The following is a 20,728-nucleotide window of genomic DNA, read 5'->3' on the forward strand; positions in this document are numbered from 1 at the left end:
CACCCCAACCTACTAAAAGCGTGAGAGTCACCGCCGGTCCGGTGTTGAGCGACAGCCTGGTGCCAAGCTGTTTCCGCGCGACTGCCACGCTGGCATGTTGGGCATCGCTGCGCTCACCCCAACCTACATGATTCCGATCAGGCATCGGGCACCACGCTGTCGCCTTCCTGTTCCATCCACCGGCGGCGACGTTCGGCTTCTTTCTTGCCCATCAGCATGGTGAAGGTATTCATCACCACATCGGCGTCGGCGCCCGGCGTGATGCGGATCAGCCGCCGCGTTTCCGGGTTCATCGCTGTTTCCTTCAGCTCATCCGGATTCATTTCGCCCAGACCCTTGAAGCGGCTGACGGTGAGCGCGCTTTCGGCGATGCCGTCGCCGATCAGGCCGGCGAGCATGCTGTCGCGTTCGGCTTCGTCGAGCGCGTACAGCCGGCGTGCCGGGCGCGCCCTGGTCGGCGCGATCTTGATGCAGTACAGCGGCGGCTGGCCGATGAACACGTGGCCGCGCACGATCAGGCGCGGGAAGTGGCGCAGGAACAGCGTGAGCTGCAGCGTCTGGATGTGCGCGCCATCGACGTCGGCATCCGACAGGATGATCACCTTGTGGTAGCGCAGGCCGTCGAGCACCGTGTCGGGCGCGTCCGGCTTGTGCGGGTCGATGCCCAGCGCCACCGCGATGTCGTGAACCTCGTTGTTCGCGAAAATTTCCGACGCATCGATTTCGAAGGTATTCAGCACCTTGCCGCGCAGCGGCAGCACCGCCTGGAAGGTGCGATCGCGCGCCTGCTTGGCGCTGCCGCCGGCCGAATCGCCCTCGACCAGGAAGATTTCGTTCTGCTCCGGCACCGTGCCGGTGGCGTCGGTCAGCTTGCCCGGCAGCAAGGTGACGCCGGAGCCGGCGCGCTTTTCCACCACCTTGCCGGCGCGCGCGCGCGACTGCGCGCTGCGGATGGCCAGCCCGGCGATACGCTGCGCCTCGGTGGCATGGTCATTGAGCCAGCGGTCGAGCGCGTCCTTGATCGATTCGTACACCAGCTTCACTGCTTCGCGGTTGTTCAGCTTGTCCTTGGTCTGGCCCTGGAAGCGGGGTTCCAGAACCCGGGCACTCAGCACATAGCTGGCGTGATGCGACACGTCTTCGGACTGCAGCGCCAGCTTGGCCGGCATCAGGCCGTGGTGGGTTGCGTAGTCCTTTACCGATTCGAACAGCGCCTGGCGCATCCCGGATTCGTGCATGCCGCCGCCCGGGGTCGGAATCAGATTGACGAAGGATTCGCGCACCGATGCGCCTTCGACGAAGCCGATCGCCCACTCGGCGCCCTCGCCGGCGTCGTAACCAGGCAGTGCGCTGCGCGCGCCGGCAAACACGGCCTGCCGCGGCGCGCCGGGTGCCGTGTCGCCGATCGCCTCGAACAGCTGTTCGCGCAGATAGTCTTCCAGCCCGTTCGCGTAGTGCCATTCACGTGTGTCGCCGCTTTCCTCGTCCTGAAACACGATGCGCACGCCGGGCAGCATGGCGCTGCGCGCGCGCAGCAGGTGTTCGACGTCAGCGCGCTTGATTTTCGCCGTGGCGAAATAGCGCGGGTCGGGCCAGGCGCGCACCCGCGTTCCGTTGTGCGTTTTCGGGCAGTTGCCCACTTCGGTCAGGCCTTGCGACACACCGTGGTCGAAGGCAATCGCGTACTCGCGGCCGGCGCGCTTCACGGTCGCTTCCAGCCGCTTCGACAGCGCGTTGGTGACCGTGACGCCGACGCCGTGCAGGCCACCCGCGATGCGGTAGGCCTTGCCTTCGAACTTGCCGCCCGAGTGCGGGATGGTGAAGATGACTTCGATCGCCGGCACGCCCTTGGTCGGATGGATGTCCACCGGAATGCCGCGCCCGTTGTCCTCCACGGTCACCGATCCGTCGGCGTGCATGATCACGCCGAGACGGTCGGCAAAGCCGCCCTGCGCCTCATCGCAGGCGTTGTCGATCATTTCCTGCACGATGTGGTTCGGACTTTCGGTCCGCGTGTACATGTCGGGCCGCTTCTGGATCGGCGCGATGCCCTCTAGCACCTGGATTTCGGCGGCGTTGTAACTGCTGGGTTTGTTCATGTCGCAGCGGGCTGAGGTCGGTGGAACAGAGATATTCGGTACAGCGCGTGCCGACGGGGCCGCGCGAAAAGTGCGCTAGTTTGCATGCAATGGCGCCCTGCCGTCGATACCGTCGTTGCGCGGCAGCGGATTGTCCGGCGAGGCGCAGCTTGGCGGATCGCTCGTGTAGACTGCGTCCCTTTTTGCCGACGCCATGTGGTTCAAGAACCTCCAGATCTACCGCCTCTCCACGCCGTTCACCGCCACCCCCGACCAGCTTGCTGAAAAGCTCGCTGCGCAGGCCTTCCAGCCCGGTACCAGCATCGAAATGCAGCGCATGGGCTGGGTGTCGCCGCGCAACGATGAGTCGCTGGTGCATGCCGTCGCCGGTCAGATGATGATTGCGCTGCGGGTCGAGAAGAAGCTGCTGCCGGCGTCGGTCATCAACCAGTTCGCCAAGGCGCGCGCGCAGGAGATCGAGGAGCAGCAGGGTTACAAGCCCGGACGCAGGGAAATGCGCGAAATCAAGGACGCGGTGACCAACGAACTGCTGCCGCGCGCGTTCGCCATCGCGCGCGACACGCGGGTGTGGATCGACCCGGTGCGCAACCTGATCGTTGTCGACGCCGCCGCCAGCGCGAAAAGCGACGAAGTGATGCAGTTGCTGAACGAAAGCATCGAAAACCTCGGCGCGCGGCCCTTGCAGACCGCGCTGTCGCCGGTGTCGGCGATGACCGCGTGGCTGGCGGCCGACGAAGCACCCGCAGGCTTCACCGTCGATCAGGACACCGAGCTGCGTTCCAGCACCCAGTCCAAGGCCACGGTGCGCTACACACGCCATGCGCTGGAAGCGGAAGACCTGCGCCGTCACATCGAAGCCGGCAAGCAATGCACTCGCCTGGCGATGACCTGGGCCGAACGGGTGTCCTTCACGCTGACCGAAACCCTGACTTTGAAGCGCATCGCGCCGCTCGACGTGCTGACCGAAAAAGAGGATGGCAGCGGTGACGAAACCGAGCGCTTCGATGCCGACTTCGCACTGATGGCGGGCGAACTGGGCAAGTTGATCGATCAGCTGATCGAGACGCTGGGTGGCACGGACGCGCGTTGATGTGCAACGCGCGCGGGCTTACGCCGCGATGCGTAGTTTCCCGAGCAGTTTTTCCGCCAGTTCATCAGGCGGCAGCGGACGAGAGTAAAGGAAGCCCTGAATCAGATCGCACTGCATATCGACCAGCAGGTCTCGCTGGGCAACCTGTTCCACGCCCTCGGCGACGATGCTGAATCCAAGCGAGCGGGCAAGCGAAATGACCTGACGAACGATGGCCTGCTGACGCGTGTCACCAGCAAGGTTGCGAATGAATGCGCGATCGAGTTTCAGGATGTCGGCCGGCATTTCAGTCAGATAGATCAGTGAGGAATAACCGGTGCCGAAATCGTCCAGCGCGATCTTCACGCCCATGTCACGCAGGCGCTGCAGCGTCGTGCGCACGCAGCTGCCGGCACCGACCTCCGACGTTTCGAGAATTTCCAGTTCGAGCCGGTCAGACGCAAGACAGTGTCGTTGCAGGGCCGCAATAATCTTGTCGAAAAAATCTGCAGTCTCCAGATCGGCCGGGGATACGTTGATCGAGACTGGAATCGGCGGCAAACCCGCCTTGTCCCACGCTGCCATCTGCGCGCATGCCTTGTCGAGCACGAAGCCGGTCAGCCAGCCATTCAGACCGATATTCTCGATCAACGGAAGGAAAGCTCCCGGCGACACCAGCCCCCGCGATGGCGATTGCCAGCGGATCAGCGCCTCGGCGCCCATGATGGCTCCATCGTGTGCGCTCACCTTTGGCTGGAAGTGCAGCAGAAGCTCTCCGCTCTGAACTGCCCGACGCAGCTCCTGGGCGAGCTCGAAGCGCTCGCTTACCGCGGCGTTCATCGACTGCGAGTAAAAGTTGAAGCCGCCACGGCTGGACTTCTTTGCTTCGTGAAGCGCAACTTCGGCCGTACGCATCAACGATTCGAAGTCGTCCGAATTGTCCGGGTAGAGCGAGATGCCTATGCTTGCCTGCGAAATGACATCCCGATCTTCAAGGCGTACCGGCGACGCCAGCAACCGGTGGATACGCTCTGCGATGCCATGCAGCACAAACATGCGTTCCGCGTCGTCCATTCCTGTTACGAGCATCACGAATTCATCCCCGGCAAGGCGTGCGACCGTGTCTTCCGGTCGCACAAGGGATTCAAGGCGGCGTGACGCCTCGATGAGAAACATATCGCCTGCAGTCTGGCCCAGTGCTTCGTTGATGGAATTGAAGTCATCAAAATCGATGCACAGGGCGGCAACCGACGCCTTTTCCCGACCCGCACGCGTGAGCGCCTGCGTCACACGATCGCGCAGCAGCGTGCGATTCGGAAGGCCGGTCAAGGCGTCGTAGTGCGACTGACGGTAGAGCTTTTCCTCCCAGGCGAAACTCGATCCCGCAACCGACATCCGATCGGCAAGATTGCGTCCTGCGGTGATGATTTCCTCCTTGTCCCGCGGGCCATCGGTCGCCACGGCAAGCACGAGCAGACCGTCGAGCCGTCCATGGCTGCGCACTGGAAACACCAGCGCAGCCCGGCCCGGATTTTGCGGCCGGCCGCTCAGCAGCGATTCAACATCGATCTGGACATCGTTCCATTCGTCGACACAGAGGCTGCAGATCTGGGCCAGGACATCGGCCGACACATCAAGACGCGGCGAGGGATGCTCGTCGCCCGCTTGCGCACGCGCATAGGTGGCCGTTCCGCTCGGATTGATGATTGCGATGCCTGCGGCGTCGCAGGGAATGGCGTCAAGCACGCCCGAAAGAATGGCTTCGGTTACCCGCGCGGGCTCGCCCGAACCGAGTACCGCGCGATCGAGCTCTGCAAGCAGTCGAAGCATGTTGAACTTGCGCTTCAGGCGATCGGACATCGCATTGAAGGTTGCGCCGAGCAGGGCGAATTCGTCATCGCCCGGCACTTCGACACGGGCGTCCATTTCGCCACGGGCAAGACGCTTGACACCCCGTGTTAGCGCATCAAGCGGTTGCGTCTGCCGTCCGATCTGGCTCGCCGCCATCGCCACGATCAAGCCCAGCGCGAGCGCGAAGATCGCAATGAACCCGTAACGGAGGTGAGCGAGCGGCAAGGACAGCGATTGTTCAGGGACGGTCGTCAACACATGAAAGACGCCCGCCCCGTAAAGACCGTCCAGGTGGGCGCTCCAGTACCCCACCAGGTGAGGCATGCCGTTGGACAATGCGGTGATCAGTGTCCGATCACTCGACGACAGGTTGAGCGCCGGGGGCTGCAGCCCCTGCGTGCAGAGGATGGGGCGCTGCCGCTCGTCGAGGATGCAGTAGGGTGTATCGACCGAATGCCTCAGCCACAAGGCCGCCGGGTCAAGGCGGCCGTACAGTATGCGGTTGTCCGTGTTCCGACGAACGACGAGCAAGGGCGCGTGCGCGCCATAAAGGCGGACGGTTGCCCCGTGTGCAGCAAGCGCCCGGGCTTCGTCGGCATTGAGGGTCGGCACCCGCGGATCACGTTCGTCCCTGATCCAGACGAATCCGCTTGCTCCCCCTTCGACTTTGCCCGCACTGCTGTCCTTGAGTATGCCGACGCGCAGGCTGAGCTCGTTGATGAGCTCCATGCCAAGGCTCTTGCCGTCGTCACGCAGACCCTGCTGGAGCTGATCCACCAGCTGCTCGCGCATTTCGCTATAGGAAAAGGTCGCCAACACCGCCATCGGCAGCAGGGCTGCGATAAGGAAACGGCTGAAGAGGCGGCGCCCGAAACGGCTTCGCAGATGAAGGCGGACAGACATTCAGTGATCGACGGCAAGGCCGACAAACGCGCCATTGCCGGCGCGGACGATGTCATCGCGCGAGGCGGCAGCCGTGAGCGGTTTCTGACTTCGCCCATCCTTGCCCATGCTGTAGAGGTCGTAATCGCTGTTCAGCGGCACAAGGTTCTTGTCCTTGCGCAGCTGACCTCGATTCGGGCGTGGCGTGCCGCCGATGCGCAGGTACTGGTAAGCGTTTCCCCACGGGTCCAGCAACTCGCCGAATCCAACCTCGGCGAGCGAAACCGGAAATTCGTTCGCCCGGATCACATGACGATCGATCGCCATCATGATGCTTGTCATGTCGCTCATCGCAGCAGTTCGCTTGCTGCGCTCGACATAGGCTTCGTAGTTTGGGAGAGCGATTGCGACAAGTGCCCCGATGATAGCGACCACGGCAAGCAGTTCTACAAGCGTGAATCCCGAAATCCGGTATTGCCCCTGCACGGCCGCCCCCCATCGATAACTCGAAAAACATGATCGGATCTGATGATCGACCTGTGCTTGCAGGAGCGTTAACGGGCACTCGGATTGATGGCTTGAGGGCTCAGCGTGCCAAAGTCACAGACTTCGAAGCCCGTGACACGGCAAGGGATGAACTGCGGAGGGGTAACTTGAAGAGTGGGGTGGCTGATGGGACTCGAACCCACGACAACCGGAATCACAATCCGGGACTCTACCAACTGAGCTACAGCCACCACTGGGACGCCGATCGAGCGATCAGCGTTTGAAACTCTCGGGCCACACATATAAATGGCCTGCCCGGCAGGAATCGAACCCGCAACCTACGGCTTAGAAGGCCGTTGCTCTATCCAGTTGAGCTACGGGCAGGTACTAAGTTACCGCGTTGCGGACCGATGTTCTGGTCGGGGTGGAGGGATTCGAACCCCCGACATCTTGCTCCCAAAGCAAGCGCGCTACCGGGCTGCGCTACACCCCGAGAGCGCGCGATACTACCGGCGCAAAGCCGCGCGGTCAATGGCTGCAGGGCCGGTGGATCAAGAAAAATCCACCCTGCCCCGCAGTCATCAGTCCTGCTGGTCGGTCGCTTCCGGCGCGGCGAGCAGTGCCTTCATCGACAGGCGGATGCGGCCCTTTTCGTCGGTCTCCAGCACCTTCACCTTCACCTGCTGACCTTCCTTCAGGTGGTCGGCGACGTTGGCGATGCGCTCGTTGGCGATCTGGGAAATGTGCAGCAGACCATCCTTGCCCGGCAGCACGCTGACGATCGCGCCGAAATCGAGCAGACGCAGCACCGTGCCGTCGTACACCTTGCCCACTTCGACTTCCGCGGTGATCGCCTCGATGCGGCGCTTGGCGTTCTCGGCGGCTTCGGCGCTGACCGATGCGATGGTGATGGTGCCGTCGTCGCCGATGTCGATCGTTGCGCCGGTTTCTTCGGTCAGCGCGCGGATGACGGCGCCGCCCTTGCCGATCACGTCGCGGATCTTTTCCGGATTGATCTTCATCGTCAGCAGACGCGGTGCGTAGGTCGACACGCCTTCGCGGGCGCCGCTCATCGATTCCTGCATGATGCCGAGGATGTGCTTGCGCGCCTCATGTGCCTGCGCCAGCGCGACCTGCATGATTTCCTTCGTGATGCCCTGGATCTTGATGTCCATCTGCAGTGCGGTGATGCCGTTGTCGGTACCTGCCACCTTGAAGTCCATGTCGCCCAGATGATCTTCGTCACCGAGGATGTCGGTCAGCACCGCGAAGCGGTTGCCGTCCTTGATCAGGCCCATGGCGATGCCAGCCACGTGCGCCTTCAGCGGCACGCCGGCGTCCATCAGGGCGAGCGAGCCGCCACACACGGAAGCCATCGACGACGAACCGTTCGACTCGGTGATTTCGGACACCACACGCATCGAGTAGCTGAATTCGTCGGCCGGCGGCAGTACGGCGAGCAGCGCACGCTTGGCCAGACGGCCGTGGCCGATTTCGCGACGCTTCGGCGTGCCGAAGCGGCCAGCTTCGCCGGTAGCAAACGGCGGCATGTTGTAGTGGAGCATGAAGCGGTCGCGATATTCGCCGCCCAGCGCGTCGATGATCTGCTCGTCACGGCCGGTGCCCAGCGTGGCGATGACCAGCGCCTGCGTTTCACCGCGGGTAAACAGCGCCGAACCGTGGGTGCGCGGCAGCACGCTGTTGCGGATGTAGATCGGACGCACGGTGCGCGTGTCGCGACCGTCGATGCGCGGCTCGCCGTTCAGGATGCGGCTGCGGACGATGCTGGCTTCGATGTCGAAGAAGTAATTCTTGATGGTGTTCACATCCGGCGCGTTGGCCGCGTCGGCGGTCAGTGCAGCCACGACTTCGCTGCGCAGCTCGTTCACGCGCTGGCTGCGCGTCTGCTTCTGCGTGATGCGGTAGGCGTCCTGAAGCTTTGCTTCAGCCAGCCCGACGATGCTGCTCCACAGCGCCTCATCACGCGCCGGCGCCTGCCAGTCCCATTCGGGCTTGCCGGCGACTTCGACCAGTTCGTTGATCGCGTTGATGGCCGCCTGCATCTGTTCGTGACCGAACACGACGGCGCCCAGCATGATTTCTTCCGACAACTGCATCGCTTCCGATTCCACCATCAGTACAGCGGCTTCGGTGCCGGCGACGACCAGGTTCAGTTCGCTGGTCTTCAGCTCGGTGGCCGTCGGGTTCAGGATGTACTGGCCGTTGGCGTAACCCACGCGGGCGGCACCGATCGGGCCGCTGAACGGAATGCCGGAAATCGACAGCGCAGCCGACGTACCGATGAGTGCGGGAATGTCGGAATCGACTTCCGGATTCAGCGACAGCACCTGCACGATGACCTGCACTTCGTTGTAGAAACCTTCCGGGAACAGCGGACGGATCGGGCGATCGATCAGACGCGACGTCAGCGTTTCCTTTTCGCTCGGACGACCTTCGCGCTTGAAGAAGCCACCCGGAATACGACCGGCCGCGTAGAACTTTTCAGCGTAATCGACGGTGAGGGGAAAGAAGTCCTGCCCCGGCTTGGCCGTCTTCGAGGCCACTACAGTGGCCAGCACCACGGTTTCGTCAATGCTCACCATGACGGCACCACCAGCCTGGCGGGCGACCTCACCGGTCTCCAGCACAACCTTCTGGTTGCCGAACATGAATTCCTTGCGGGTAGCGTTAAGCAAGTTGATTCCTTTCGTTTCGATTCACGGCGGACTTGCGCGCCCGCCAAAAAACAAACCGGCGGAGTCGCATGGACTCACGCCGGTGTGTTGTGTCAGGCCGATGAAGGCTTGACCGTAGTCTGCAGAAGCAATTACTTGCGCAGCCCGAGACGTCCGATCAGCGCGCGATAGCTGTCTGCATCGGTGCGCTTGAGGTAATCAAGCAGCTTGCGACGCTGACTCACCATCTTGAGCAGACCACGGCGGGAGTGGTGGTCCTTCACATGTTCCTTGAAATGACCGGTGAGGCCATTGATACGTGCGGTCAGCAGGGCAACCTGGACTTCGGGTGACCCCGTATCGCCGGCCACGCGCTGGAAGTCAGCCACAATGCGGGCTTTTTCGGCGGTAACGATAGCCATCTATCTAAACTCTCTCGTCTGGAAAACCCAAAATTATACGCCAGAACGGCGCAATCTCAAGCCTTTTGGCCAATTTCCTGAGGCAAAAGGCGTTTCACCTGCAATCGGCCGGCGCATGCAATGACCAGACCCAGAAACACCGCGCCGTCATAGGCCCGGTTCACCTGTCCGTCGACCATGGCCGCGCCATCCGGGAAGGCGTCGAGCCGCACGATCTGACCCTGGATCAGCCGTCGTGCCGACTCGCCATCGAGCCGGCAGGCCGGCAGATCCTGCAGCAGACAGTCCGGCGGGAGCAGCAAATCCATGCGTTGCGCTTCGTCGAGCGCGGCAAGCGTTTCAAGGGTGTGCGAGCAGTCGAGCGACAAGGGGCCGGTCAGCGTGCGCCGCAAGCCGCTCAGGTGCGCACCGCAGCCGAGCACTTCGCCGATGTCTTCGGCCAGCGTGCGGATGTAGGTACCCTTGCTGCAGCGCACCCGGATTGAAAACGAGGGCAATGCGCAGTCGAGCAATTCGATGTCGTGGATGCGCACGTGGCGTACCGCTCGCTCGATGGTTTCGCCGGCACGCGCGTACTCGTACAGCGCCTTGCCCTGGTGCTTGAGTGCGGAATGCATCGGCGGGATCTGCTCGATGTCGCCGCGGTGGGCTGCCAGTGCGTCCAGCAGCCGGTCGAGACTGACGTCGACCGGACGGGTGTCGAGGATCTCGCCTTCTGCGTCGCCGGTGCTGGTGCGCACGCCCAACCTGACATGCGCAAGATATTCCTTGTCGGCATCCAGCATCAGACCGGCAAAGCGCGTCGCATCACCGAAGCAGACCGGCAGCAGTCCGCTGGCGAGCGGATCGAGCGTACCGGTGTGCCCCGCACGGGCAGCCTGGAACAGGCGGCGCGCTTTCTGCAGCGCGTCGTTCGAGCTCAACCCGATGGGCTTGTCGAGCAGCAGCACGCCATGAACGGCTTTCCAGCGCGAACGAGGTTGCAAATCAGTCGTCGCTGCTCGAGGAAGGTCCGGAATGCAGCGCCTTGTCGATCAGGCGCGACAGGTGATCAGCGCGTGCAAGGGTTTCGTCATGCACGAAGTGCAGCGCGGGCGTCGTGTGTATGCGCACCCGGCGACCCAGTTCGCGACGCAGGAAACCCGATGCGCGCACCAGGCCTTCCTGGATGTGCGCCAGTGCCTCACCCTCTGCCATCGTGGTGTAGAAAATCTTGGCGTGTGCGTAGTCGGGCGTGATCTCGACCGCGGTCAGCGAAATCATGCCGACGCGCGGGTCCTTCAACTCGGTCGCGATCAACTGCGCAAGCTCGCGGCGGATCGCTTCCGATACCCGGTCGCTGCGTGAATAACGTTCGCTCATCTGAGGGGCGGGCCGATATCAGGCCAGCTTGCGGGCGATCTCTTCGATCTCGAACACTTCGAGCTGGTCGAGTTCTTCGATTTCGTTGTAGCCGCGCAGCGACAGACCGCACTCGTAGCCTTCCTTCACTTCCTTCACATCGTCCTTGAAGCGCTTGAGCGATTCGAGTTCGCCGGTCCAGACGACCACATTGTTGCGCAGCAGGCGCGCACTGGCGCCACGCTTGACCAGACCCGAGGTGACCATGCAGCCGGCGATGGTGCCGATCTTGGTGCCGCGGAACACCTGGCGGATTTCCACGGTACCGAGGATGTTCTCGCGCTTCTCCGGCGACAACATGCCGGACAGTGCCGCCTTCACCTCATCGACGGCTTCGTAGATGATCGTGTAGTAGCGGATGTCGACACCGAAGTTCTCGGCCAGCTTGCGCGCACCAACGTCTGCACGCACGTTGAAGCCGATGATGACACCCTTCGATGCCTGGGCCAGATTGACGTCCGTTTCCGAAATGCCGCCGACCGCTGCGTGGATGACCTGCACCCGCACTTCCGGCGTGGACAGCTTGGTGAGCGACTGTACCAGCGCTTCCTGAGAACCCTGCACGTCAGCCTTGATGATGAGCGGAAGCGTCTTGACCTCGCCGTCACCCATCTGCTCGAACATCGATTCCAGCTTGGCCGCCTGCTGCTTGGCCAGCTTCACGTCGCGGAACTTGCCCTGACGGAACAGCGCGATTTCGCGCGCCTTGCGTTCGTCGCCCAGCACCAGTGCTTCGTCGCCGGCAGCCGGTACGTCTGACAGACCCTGAATCTCGACCGGGATGGACGGGCCGGCTTCGTTGATCGACTTGCCCGCCTCGTCCAGCATGGCGCGCACACGACCGAACACCTGGCCGCACAGAATGATGTCGCCGCGCTTGAGCGTGCCCTGCTGCACCAGCACCGACGCCACGGGACCTTTGCCCTTGTCGAGGCGTGCTTCGATGACCAGTCCGCGGGCCGGCGCGTCGCGCGGTGCGGTCAGTTCAAGCACTTCGGCCTGCAGCAGTACGTTCTCAAGCAGTTCATCGATGCCGGTACCCACCTTCGCGGACACCGAGATGAACGGCGAGTCACCACCATATTCTTCCGGCACGACGCCTTCGGCCACCAGTTCCTGCTTGACGCGATCCGGGCTGGCGCCCGGCTTGTCGATCTTGTTGATCGCCACGATCAGCGGCACATTGGCCGCCTTGGCGTGGTGGATGGCTTCGCGCGTCTGCGGCATCACGCCGTCGTCCGCAGCGACCACCAGAATCACCAGGTCGGTTGCCTTGGCACCGCGGGCACGCATGGCCGTGAAGGCCTCGTGACCCGGCGTGTCGAGGAAGGTGATCATGCCGCGCGGCGTATCGACGTGATAGGCACCGATGTGCTGCGTGATGCCGCCCGCTTCGCCTGCGGCAACACGGGCACGGCGAATGTAGTCGAGCAGCGAAGTCTTGCCGTGATCGACGTGACCCATGACCGTCACAACCGGTGCGCGCGGCAGCAGTTCGACGTCCTTGTGTTCTTCCGTGGTTTCGCCGAGGAAGGCTTCCGGGTCGTCCAGCTTCGCCGGCTTGGCGATGTGACCCATTTCCTCGACCAGAATCATGGCCGTTTCCTGATCAAGCACCTGATTGATCGTGACCATCTGACCAAGCTTCATCAGCACCTTGATCAGTTCAGTGGCCTTGATCGCCATCTTGTGCGCGAGGTCGGCCACCGAAATGGTTTCCGGCACGAGCACTTCACGCACCACGGCCTCGACCGGCGCCTGCTGCTGGCCTCCCTGGTCGTGGTCCCGATGGTTGCGTCCCTTGGGACCGCCGCGCCAGCCGCCGGTGCCGGCGTCGCCGCGGGTCTTGATCTGGCGGCGTTTTGCCGCGTCGTCCTTCCACGCGGTGCCGGGCTTCGCCTTCGCCGCGGGCGCCGCTTTAGCCTTTACACCCTTGTCATCGGCCTTGGCCGGCTTGTGCAGCGTGCCGGGCGTGCTTACCTTGGTCGTTACAGGTGCTGCCTTCGCTTCTTCATCCGCCTTCGTCTTGGCGTCGAGATCGGTCTGCTTCTTGATCAGGTCGTCCGCGATCCGCTTGCGCAGTGATTCAGCGCGATCGACCTTGTCCTTCAATTCCTTTGCCTGATGCTCGAGCAACCTGGAGTGGCGGTCAGCTTCTATCTCCCGCGTGCTGCGCAAACGCACTGTGGGTGCTTCCACCGCACCTTCGACGATCGGCTCTGCCGCCGACTCCGGCTCGATGTCCACGAGGACTTCGGGCAAAACGGCTTCGGGCGCAGCGGCTTCGGGCTCGGGCGGCTCTTCCGCGACAGGCGCGATTTCGACAACCGCCACCGGTTCAGGCATCACCACGACCGCTTCAGCGACAACAGCCACTTCAGCGACAACAGGTGCTTCAGCGACAACAGGCGTTTCAGTGGCCTTTTGCGCAGCTTCTTCCGCAAGCAATTCCGCAGGGTCACGCTTCACAAGAACGCGCTTCTTGCGCACTTCGACCTGAACGGTGCGAGCCTGTCCGGATGAATTGGTCGCCTTGATTTCGGTCGTTTCGCGACGGGTCAGCGTGATTTTCGTCTTTCCCGCGGTATCACCGTGCTGACGACGCAAGTAGTCGAGCAGACGGGACTTGTCTTGCTCGGTCAGCGAATCACGTTCGCTCTGCTTGTCGACACCCGCGTGCCGGAGCTGCTCCAGCAGCGCGGCAGCCGGCATTTTCAGCTCGGTCGCAAATTGGGAAACACTCATCAACGCCATACCTGTCCTCGATTATTCAAACCAGTGCGCGCGCGCAGTGGTAATCAGCGATGTCGCACGTGCGGAATCGATGCCGGCGATTTCAACCAGTTCATCGACCGCCAGATCTGCGAGATCGTCACGCGATCGCACATTGGCGCGCGCAAGCTGCGCAGCCAGTGGCTTGTCCATGCCGTCCAGTCCGAGCAGATCGTCATCGACCTGCTCCAGTTGCTCCTCGTCCACGATGGCTTCGGTCAGCAACACGTTGCGTGCGCGGTTGCGCAATTCATTCACCGTGTCTTCGTCGAACGCTTCGATTTCGAGCACTTCGGCAAGCGGCACGTAGGCAACCTCTTCCAGGGTCGAGAAACCTTCCTCGATCAGGATGTCTGCAACTTCTTCATCCACATCGAGCTTCGCCATGAAAAGCAGCCGGATGGCAGCGTTCTCGGCATCGGACTTGGCGGCCGACTGCTCGATGGTCATCAGGTTGATCTTCCAGCCCGTCAGCTCGGATGCAAGACGTACGTTCTGACCGCTGCGACCGATGGCGATCGCCAGATTGTCCTCGCTCACGACGACATCCATACTGTGGGCGTCTTCGTCGACGACGATACTCGCGACTTCGGCCGGCGCAAGCGCGCCGATGACGAACTGGGCCGGGTCGGGCGACCAAAGGATGATGTCCACCCGCTCGCCACCCAGTTCATTGGTCACCGCCTGCACGCGCGAACCGCGCATGCCGATGCAGGTGCCCTGCGGATCAACGCGCTGATCGTTGGATTTAACCGCGATCTTGGCGCGAATACCTGGGTCGCGCGCCGCGCCCTTGATTTCGATCAGGCCGTCTTCGATCTCGGGCACTTCGAGCTCGAACAGCTTCATGATGAATTCCGGCACCGTGCGCGACAGGATGATCTGCGGCCCGCGCGCCTGGCGATCAACCCGCAGCAGGATGGCCTTGACGCGATCGCCGACACGCAGGTTTTCACGCGCGATGATGTGTTCGCGCGGCAGCAGGGCTTCCAGGCGGCCGCATTCGATAATGGCGTTGCCGCGCTCGATGCGCTTGATGGTGCCCGTGACCAGATGGTCCTTGCGTTCGAGGAAATCGCTCAGGATCTGCTCTCGCTCGGCATCGCGGATGCGCTGCAGGATTACCTGCTTGGCGGCCTGCGCGCCAATGCGACCGAAATCGATCGGCTCGAGGGCTTCTTCAATGTATTCGTCGAGCTGCACGTCGGAAATCTGGTCCTGCGCATCGGTCAGGCCGATCTGCGCTTCTTCGTTTTCGAGCTCGCTGTCAGGCACCACCAGCCAGCGTCTAAACGATTCGTACTCGCCGGTTTCGCGGTCGATGGTCACGCGCACGTCGGCGTCGTCATGGGTACGCTTCTTCGTGGCCGAAGCCAGTGCAGATTCAAGTGCGCCAAATACCACTTCGCGGGCGACATTCTTTTCGCGCGCCAGCGCATCAACCAGCAACAGAATCTCGCGACTCATCGTTTCAACTCCTGCTTGCGTTCAAAGTCCGGCACCAGACGGGCGCGCTCGATCTGCGACAACTCGAACTCGTGTGCCACACCCTTGATTTCCATGGTCAGTCGGCCGTCGCTGACACCAGCCAGGCGCCCGCTGAAACTTCTTTGGTTGTTCAACGGGATGCGTAACCGCAGCTGCGCTTCCTGCCCGGTGAAACGGATGAAGTCGGCCGCTTTCTTGAGCGGTCTGTCGAGTCCCGGCGACGACACTTCAAGCCGGTCGTAGTCGACGTTTTCAACAGTGAAAAGCCGTGTGAGGTGATTACTCACCGCCACGCAATCATCCACATTGATGCCCTGCTCCGCATCGATGAAAATGCGCAGAAGCCGCCCGCGCGGGGACGTTTCCACATCGACCAGTTCGTATCCGAGCCCGCTTACTGCCTGCTCGATGAGCTCTGCAACATTCATCCTTGCAACACAATTCCGGACGCACAAATAAAAAATGGGCTGACCGCCCATCAAACAAACGCCGGCACCGCCAGCGCGACAAGTCCGTTAGTGTATCAGAGCGCGACAATCCACTTCAACATGAATGGCCAGATTGCCCGCGCACAAGGATGTTTTGAAAGTCAGGATTCGCCGGCCGGGGCGGTCGACGGGCGGCGGCGGCGGCGTGGTGCGCGTTTGCGCACAGGCGCGTCACCGTCGGCACGTTGTACCTGAGCCGGCGGCTGACCTGAAGGTGCGCCGTTGCCGGGTTCGCGCGGCTTGCGCGGACCGCGACGACGGCCATTGCCCTGCCCCGGTTTGGCTGCCGGAGCGACCTCTGCGGATTTCGCACGCGGCCTGCCGACGGCTGGTACGCCGGTCAGCAGGCGCGATACATCTTCCGGCTTGAGTTCTTCCGCTTCGCCGCGGTGCAGGCGGCGCGGCAGTTCGAACGGTCCATAGCGCACGCGCATCAGCCGGCTCACCGCAAGGCCGACAGTCTCGAACATGCGCCGGACCTCGCGATTGCGCCCTTCCGAAATGGTGACGCGATACCAGTGATTCGATCCTTCTCCGCCTCCGTCCGACAAGGCATTGAATCTGGCAATGCCGTCTTCGAGCTCGATGCCGGTCGTCAGGCGGGTTGCCTGTTCTTCCGTCAGCTCACCGATCAGACGCACGGCGTACTCGCGTTCGAGCTCGTAGCTCGGGTGCATCATCTTGTTGGCCAGCTCGCCACTGGTCGTGAATACCAGCAGGCCGGAGGTATTGAAGTCCAGCCGTCCGACGGCGATCCAGCGCCCGCCGCCGACGCGCGGAAGCTTGTCGAACACCGACGGCCGGCCCTCGGGGTCGTCGCGTGACACGATTTCGCCTTCCGGCTTGTGATAGATCAGCACGCGCGGTGCGCGCGGTGCGAAATGGATATGGATGAGCTTGCCGTTGACGCGGACCTTGTCTTCCGGCCCGACGCGCTGACCGACATGTGCCGGCAACGCATTCACGCTGATGCGCCCTGCCACGATCCAGTCTTCCAGCTCGCGCCGCGATCCCAGGCCCATGTCGGCCAACATCTTGTGCAGCTTCTGCGGCTCGGAAAAGACGACGGGACCGCGCTTCTTCGGACGGCTGTCCTGCGATCTGTAATTGGCCACGTTGCCATTGACCTGGGGCCCGCCCGGTCTGCGCTTACCTTGCATCATCGAAATTCATCACCTTCTGTAGTTCGGCCAGGGGTGGCAGCTCGGCAAGCGTGCGCAGCCCCAGATCGTCGAGGAATCGTCGGGTGGTGGCGTACAGCGCCGGCCGCCCGGGGACTTCCCGGTAACCTACGCTGTCGATCCAGCCACGACCTTCAAGTGCCTTGATGATGCCCGGCGACACCGACACCCCGCGGATGTCTTCGATGTCGCCGCGCGTCACCGGTTGGCGATACGCAATGATCGCCAGCGTTTCCAGCACCGCGCGCGAGTAGCGCGGCGGCTTTTCGTTCTTCAGCTTTTCCAGATACGGCTGCAGATCCGCGCGGGTGCGAAAGCGCCAACCGGACGCAACCTGTATCAGTTCGACACCGCGCCCCGACCAGTCGTCGCGCAATTCGTCGAGCAGTCGACGGAGCACCGACGCATCCAGTTCCTCATCGAACATCCGTCTGAGTTCGGCGATCGACAATGCGTCCTGCGCTGCGAGCAGCGCCGCTTCGAGTATCCGTTTGATATCAGACGGGTTCGGCGACAGCAGGTGTGGCGTGTCGGACATAAATCGGCGCAAAAGCTTCAATCTGAAGCAGTTCAATCAGGTTCTCGCGAGCCAGTTCAAGTACCGCGAGGAAATTCACCACCATCTGCGCTGCCGGTGCACCGGCTTCGAACAGCTGGTCGAAGCGCAGTGAGCCTTCGTCGGTCAGACGCCGCAGGATGCCGGACATGAACTCTCTCACCGACAAGGCCTCGCGACTGACCTTGTGATGACGGGTAACGTCGGCATGCCGCATCAGCGCCAGCCAGGCCAGCTGAAGATCCGCTGCACTGACCGCAGGCTGGATTTCCGCAATGCGCTCGGCAACCTGCACACCCACCCATTCATGCTCGCGCTGCGCGCGCGGAATGGCGTCAAGCGTCAGAGACGCCGCTTTCATCTGTTCGTATTCGATCAGTCTCCGGACAAGTTCGGCTCGCGGATCTTCGCCGTCGTCCGCCGATTCGCGCGGCGGGCGCGGCAGCAACATCCGGGATTTGATCTCCAGGAGCATCGCGGCCATCAGCAGATATTCGGCAGCAAGTTCAAGGCGATGTGTGCGCATGGCCTCGACATAGACCAGATACTGCGCGGTCAGCGGCGCCATCGGAATATCGAGTATGTCGACATTCGCCTTGCGGATCAGATAGAGCAGCAGATCGAGAGGTCCCTGAAACGCATCCAGGAACACTTCAAGCGCGTCGGGCGGAATGTACAGGTCGAGCGGAAGTTTTTCCAGCGTCTCGCCATACAACCGCACTGGTGTCGGGACAGCAACTTCAACCAGGAGCGCGTTGCTCGACATCAGGCGTAGTTCAGACCCATGGCTTCGCGCACGTCGCGCATCGTTTCCGATGCCAGCTTGCGCGCGCGCTCGCAGCCATCAGCGACGATGTTGCGCAACAGCATGGGGTCTTCTTCGTATTGCCGCGCACGTTCATGAATGGGCGCCTGTTCCTTCAACACGGCATCGATCACCGGCTGCTTGCAGTCGAGACAACCTATGCCGGCCGATCGACAGCCCTCCTGCACCCACTGCTTCGTCGTGTCGTCCGAGTAGATGACGTGGAACTGCCAGACCGGGCAGCGATCCGGATCTCCCGGATCGGTACGCCGCACGCGTTGCGTGTCTGTCTTCATGCCGCGGATCTTCTTGGTCACCAGATCCGGCTCTTCGCGCAGCATCAGCGTGTTGTTGTAAGACTTCGACATCTTCTGGCCATCCAGACCCGGCATGCGCGCCGCTTCGGTCAGCAGCGCGCCGGGCTCGGCCAGAATCATCTTGCCGCCACCTTCCAGGTAGCCGTACAGCCGCTCGCGGTCACCCAGACTCAGGCTCTGCGCCTCGTCGAGCAGCGCATGCGCCTGTTCAAGTGCCTCGTCGCGACCTTCCTGCTGATACAGCGTGCGCAGCTCTTCGTAAAGCTTGCCGCGTTTGCCGCCCAGCTTCTTCACCGCCTCGCGCGCCTTTTCCTCGAAGCCCGGTTCCCGGCCATACAGGTGGTTGAAACGGCGAGCGACTTCGCGTGTCAGCTCGACGTGTGGCACCTGGTCTTCACCCACCGGCACCAGGTTGGCGCGGTAGATAAGGATGTCGGCCGACTGCAGCAGCGGGTAGCCGAGAAAACCGTAGGTCGCCAAATCCTTGTCGGACAGCTTGTCCTGCTGGTCCTTGTAGGTCGGCACGCGTTCCAGCCAGCCAAGCGGACACATCATCGACAGCAGCAAATGCAGTTCGGCATGCTCGGGCACGCGTGACTGGATGAAAAGCGTCGCCTGCGACGGGTCGACGCCAGCCGCCAGCCAGTCGATCAGCATGTCCCACACGCTGCGTTCGATGACCTGAGTGTCTTCGTAGTTGGTGGTCAGCGCATGCCAGTCGGCGACGAAGAACAGACAGGGGTACTCGTGTTGCAGACGTACCCAGTTCTTCAGCACCCCGTGGTAGTGGCCGAGGTGCAGGCGCCCGGTAGGGCGCATGCCGGAAAGAACACGTTCAGCGTACATGGTGTGGATTCATCCAGTTCAGAAAAGCAGCGCAATCAGGGCCATTCTGGCCAGCGTCAGCAGCGGGCGCAGGATATCGCCCAGCACGCCGGTCAGCAAAAGCGCAAGCAGCAGGAACAGGCCGTAGGGCTCAAGCCGCGCGAAGGCCATCGACGGTCCGCGCGGCAGCAGACTTACCATGATGCGGCCGCCGTCCAGCGGTGGAACCGGCAGCAGGTTGAGCACCATCAGCAGCAGGTTGATCAGGATGCCCGCCTCCGCCATCAGCGTCAGCGGCTCGCCAAAATACTGGGGAGAGGCGTCCAATGCAAATTTGTAGACCAGCCCCCAGATCACGGCCATGACCAGATTGGCGCCCGGTCCGGCGGCGGCCACCCACAGCATGTCCTGCTTGGGACGGCGCAGAAGAGAGAAATTGACCGGTACCGGCTTGGCCCAGCCGAACAGCAGCCCGGGCTGACCGAGCATCGCGGCGCCGAAATACATGACCAGCGGTACCAGTATCGTACCGACCGGATCAATGTGCTTGAACGGGTTGGCCGTGATACGACCCGCCAGATGCGCCGTCGGGTCCCCCTTGAGCAGCGCGACATAACCGTGCGCGGCCTCATGCAGGGTAATCGCCAGCACCACGGGAATGATGATGATGGCAAGTCGCGCGATCATGTCATCCATGTGCGCTCCCTGCGGAAGGTTGCGCTCACGATTCTTCGAGACCGAAGCGCGACACGTCACCCGCGCCAGCGCGTATCAGCACCGGCTCGCCGGACGACAGATCGATCACCGAGGTCGGCCGGGTGCCGCACGAACCCGCTTCGATCACCAGATCAAGGTCGTGCTGCAGGCGCTCGCGGATGTCGTCCGCATCGGTCAGCGGTAGCTCTTCCCCGGGCAGCAGCAGTGTCGATCCGAGCAGCGGCTCGCCCAGTTCGGCCAGCAGGCTGGACACCACCGGATGGTCGGGCACGCGCAGACCGATGGTCTTGCGCTTCGGATGCAGCATGCGGCGGGGCAGCTCGCGCGTCGCTTCCAGAATGAAGGTGTAGGCGCCGGGCGTGGCGCTCTTCAACAGCCGGAACTGTGTGTTGTCGACGCGCGCAAGGCTGGCGATTTCCGACAGGTCGCGGCACATCAGCGTGAAGTGATGCTGCGCGTCGACGCCGCGAATGCGCCGGATGCGTTCCAGAACCTGTGCATCGCCCATGTGGCCGACCAGTGAATAGGCGCAGTCGGTCGGAATGGCTGCCAGCCCGCCGGATCGCAGGATGTCGGCCGCCTGTCGTATCAGTCTGGGCTGCGGATTGTCGGGGTGAAGATTGAAAAGTTGGGCCAATTGGGATCGAAGGGAAAATCGAGGAGAAAAATCCGGGGCGGTCGTCTGGGTCAGTTG

17 protein-coding genes and 3 tRNA genes are annotated in these 20,728 nt (G+C 62.6%); 1 reads left to right on the forward strand and 19 read right to left on the reverse strand.

Going from position 1 to position 20,728, the window contains the following annotated elements; genetic code table 11:
- Positions 1-137: 137 nt before the first annotated feature.
- On the reverse strand, positions 138-2,099 hold the full coding sequence (locus tag Q8R75_RS15945; protein WP_305615218.1) for a DNA topoisomerase IV subunit B: 1,962 nt from the start codon (positions 2,097-2,099) through the stop codon (positions 138-140).
- Between the two features lie 193 nt (positions 2,100-2,292).
- Between Q8R75_RS15945 and Q8R75_RS15950 the strand changes: the two genes are divergently transcribed.
- Positions 2,293-3,189, forward strand: coding sequence for a recombination-associated protein RdgC (locus Q8R75_RS15950; protein WP_305615216.1), 897 nt, complete (start codon positions 2,293-2,295; stop codon positions 3,187-3,189).
- A gap of 18 nt (positions 3,190-3,207) precedes the next feature.
- Here Q8R75_RS15950 and Q8R75_RS15955 read toward each other — a convergent pair whose 3' ends face one another.
- From Q8R75_RS15955 to Q8R75_RS16040, 18 genes are all read right to left on the reverse strand, one after another.
- Positions 3,208-5,922: an EAL domain-containing protein gene (locus Q8R75_RS15955; protein WP_305615214.1), complete on the reverse strand. Its 2,715-nt coding sequence runs from the start codon at positions 5,920-5,922 to the stop codon at positions 3,208-3,210.
- Positions 5,923-6,387, reverse strand: coding sequence for a prepilin-type N-terminal cleavage/methylation domain-containing protein (locus Q8R75_RS15960; protein WP_305615212.1), 465 nt, complete (start codon positions 6,385-6,387; stop codon positions 5,923-5,925).
- 175 nt (positions 6,388-6,562) lie between these two features.
- Positions 6,563-6,638, reverse strand: a tRNA-His gene (locus Q8R75_RS15965).
- Positions 6,639-6,694: 56 nt separating this feature from the next.
- A tRNA-Arg gene (locus Q8R75_RS15970) sits at positions 6,695-6,771 on the reverse strand.
- Positions 6,772-6,803: 32 nt separating this feature from the next.
- Positions 6,804-6,880: transfer RNA gene (locus Q8R75_RS15975), tRNA-Pro, on the reverse strand.
- An 88-nt stretch (positions 6,881-6,968) separates the two neighbouring features.
- Entirely contained in the window at positions 6,969-9,056 is a 2,088-nt protein-coding gene (gene pnp, locus Q8R75_RS15980) for a polyribonucleotide nucleotidyltransferase (protein ID WP_305615220.1), read from the reverse strand.
- A gap of 158 nt (positions 9,057-9,214) precedes the next feature.
- On the reverse strand, positions 9,215-9,484 hold the full coding sequence (gene rpsO, locus Q8R75_RS15985; protein WP_069040295.1) for a 30S ribosomal protein S15: 270 nt from the start codon (positions 9,482-9,484) through the stop codon (positions 9,215-9,217).
- Between the two features lie 56 nt (positions 9,485-9,540).
- Positions 9,541-10,470, reverse strand: a complete 930-nt coding sequence (truB, locus tag Q8R75_RS15990) for a tRNA pseudouridine(55) synthase TruB (RefSeq protein ID WP_305615210.1) — start codon at positions 10,468-10,470, stop codon at positions 9,541-9,543.
- A gap of 1 nt (position 10,471) precedes the next feature.
- On the reverse strand, positions 10,472-10,846 hold the full coding sequence (gene rbfA / locus Q8R75_RS15995) for a 30S ribosome-binding factor RbfA (RefSeq protein WP_305626192.1): 375 nt from the start codon (positions 10,844-10,846) through the stop codon (positions 10,472-10,474).
- A gap of 18 nt (positions 10,847-10,864) precedes the next feature.
- Positions 10,865-13,630, reverse strand: coding sequence for a translation initiation factor IF-2 (infB, locus tag Q8R75_RS16000; RefSeq protein WP_305613552.1), 2,766 nt, complete (start codon positions 13,628-13,630; stop codon positions 10,865-10,867).
- 21 nt (positions 13,631-13,651) lie between these two features.
- Entirely contained in the window at positions 13,652-15,124 is a 1,473-nt protein-coding gene (gene nusA / locus Q8R75_RS16005; protein WP_305613551.1) for a transcription termination factor NusA, read from the reverse strand.
- Positions 15,121-15,573, reverse strand: coding sequence for a ribosome maturation factor RimP (gene rimP / locus Q8R75_RS16010; RefSeq protein ID WP_305613555.1), 453 nt, complete (start codon positions 15,571-15,573; stop codon positions 15,121-15,123). The genes nusA and rimP overlap by 4 nt, the downstream gene beginning before the upstream one ends.
- 161 nt (positions 15,574-15,734) lie before the next feature.
- Positions 15,735-16,793 (reverse strand): 23S rRNA pseudouridine(2605) synthase RluB, encoded by a 1,059-nt coding sequence (locus Q8R75_RS16015; RefSeq protein ID WP_305613554.1) that lies wholly within the window; start codon positions 16,791-16,793, stop codon positions 15,735-15,737.
- Positions 16,783-17,352: an SMC-Scp complex subunit ScpB gene (gene scpB / locus Q8R75_RS16020; RefSeq protein ID WP_305613550.1), complete on the reverse strand. Its 570-nt coding sequence runs from the start codon at positions 17,350-17,352 to the stop codon at positions 16,783-16,785. Before scpB ends, Q8R75_RS16015 begins: the two co-directional genes overlap by 11 nt.
- Entirely contained in the window at positions 17,312-18,136 is an 825-nt protein-coding gene (locus Q8R75_RS16025; protein ID WP_305613549.1) for a segregation/condensation protein A, read from the reverse strand. The genes scpB and Q8R75_RS16025 overlap by 41 nt, the downstream gene beginning before the upstream one ends.
- Positions 18,136-19,338, reverse strand: coding sequence for a tryptophan--tRNA ligase (locus Q8R75_RS16030; protein WP_305613548.1), 1,203 nt, complete (start codon positions 19,336-19,338; stop codon positions 18,136-18,138). Before Q8R75_RS16030 ends, Q8R75_RS16025 begins: the two co-directional genes overlap by 1 nt.
- 18 nt (positions 19,339-19,356) lie before the next feature.
- Complete coding sequence (locus Q8R75_RS16035) at positions 19,357-20,013, reverse strand: site-2 protease family protein (RefSeq protein ID WP_305613547.1); 657 nt, start codon at positions 20,011-20,013, stop codon at positions 19,357-19,359.
- A 25-nt stretch (positions 20,014-20,038) separates the two neighbouring features.
- Positions 20,039-20,671 (reverse strand): L-threonylcarbamoyladenylate synthase, encoded by a 633-nt coding sequence (locus tag Q8R75_RS16040; protein ID WP_305626191.1) that lies wholly within the window; start codon positions 20,669-20,671, stop codon positions 20,039-20,041.
- Between the last annotated feature and the right edge of the window lie 57 nt (positions 20,672-20,728).

It is taken from the genome of Methyloversatilis sp. (assembly GCF_030696805.1).
GTDB lineage: Bacteria > Pseudomonadota > Gammaproteobacteria > Burkholderiales > Rhodocyclaceae > Methyloversatilis.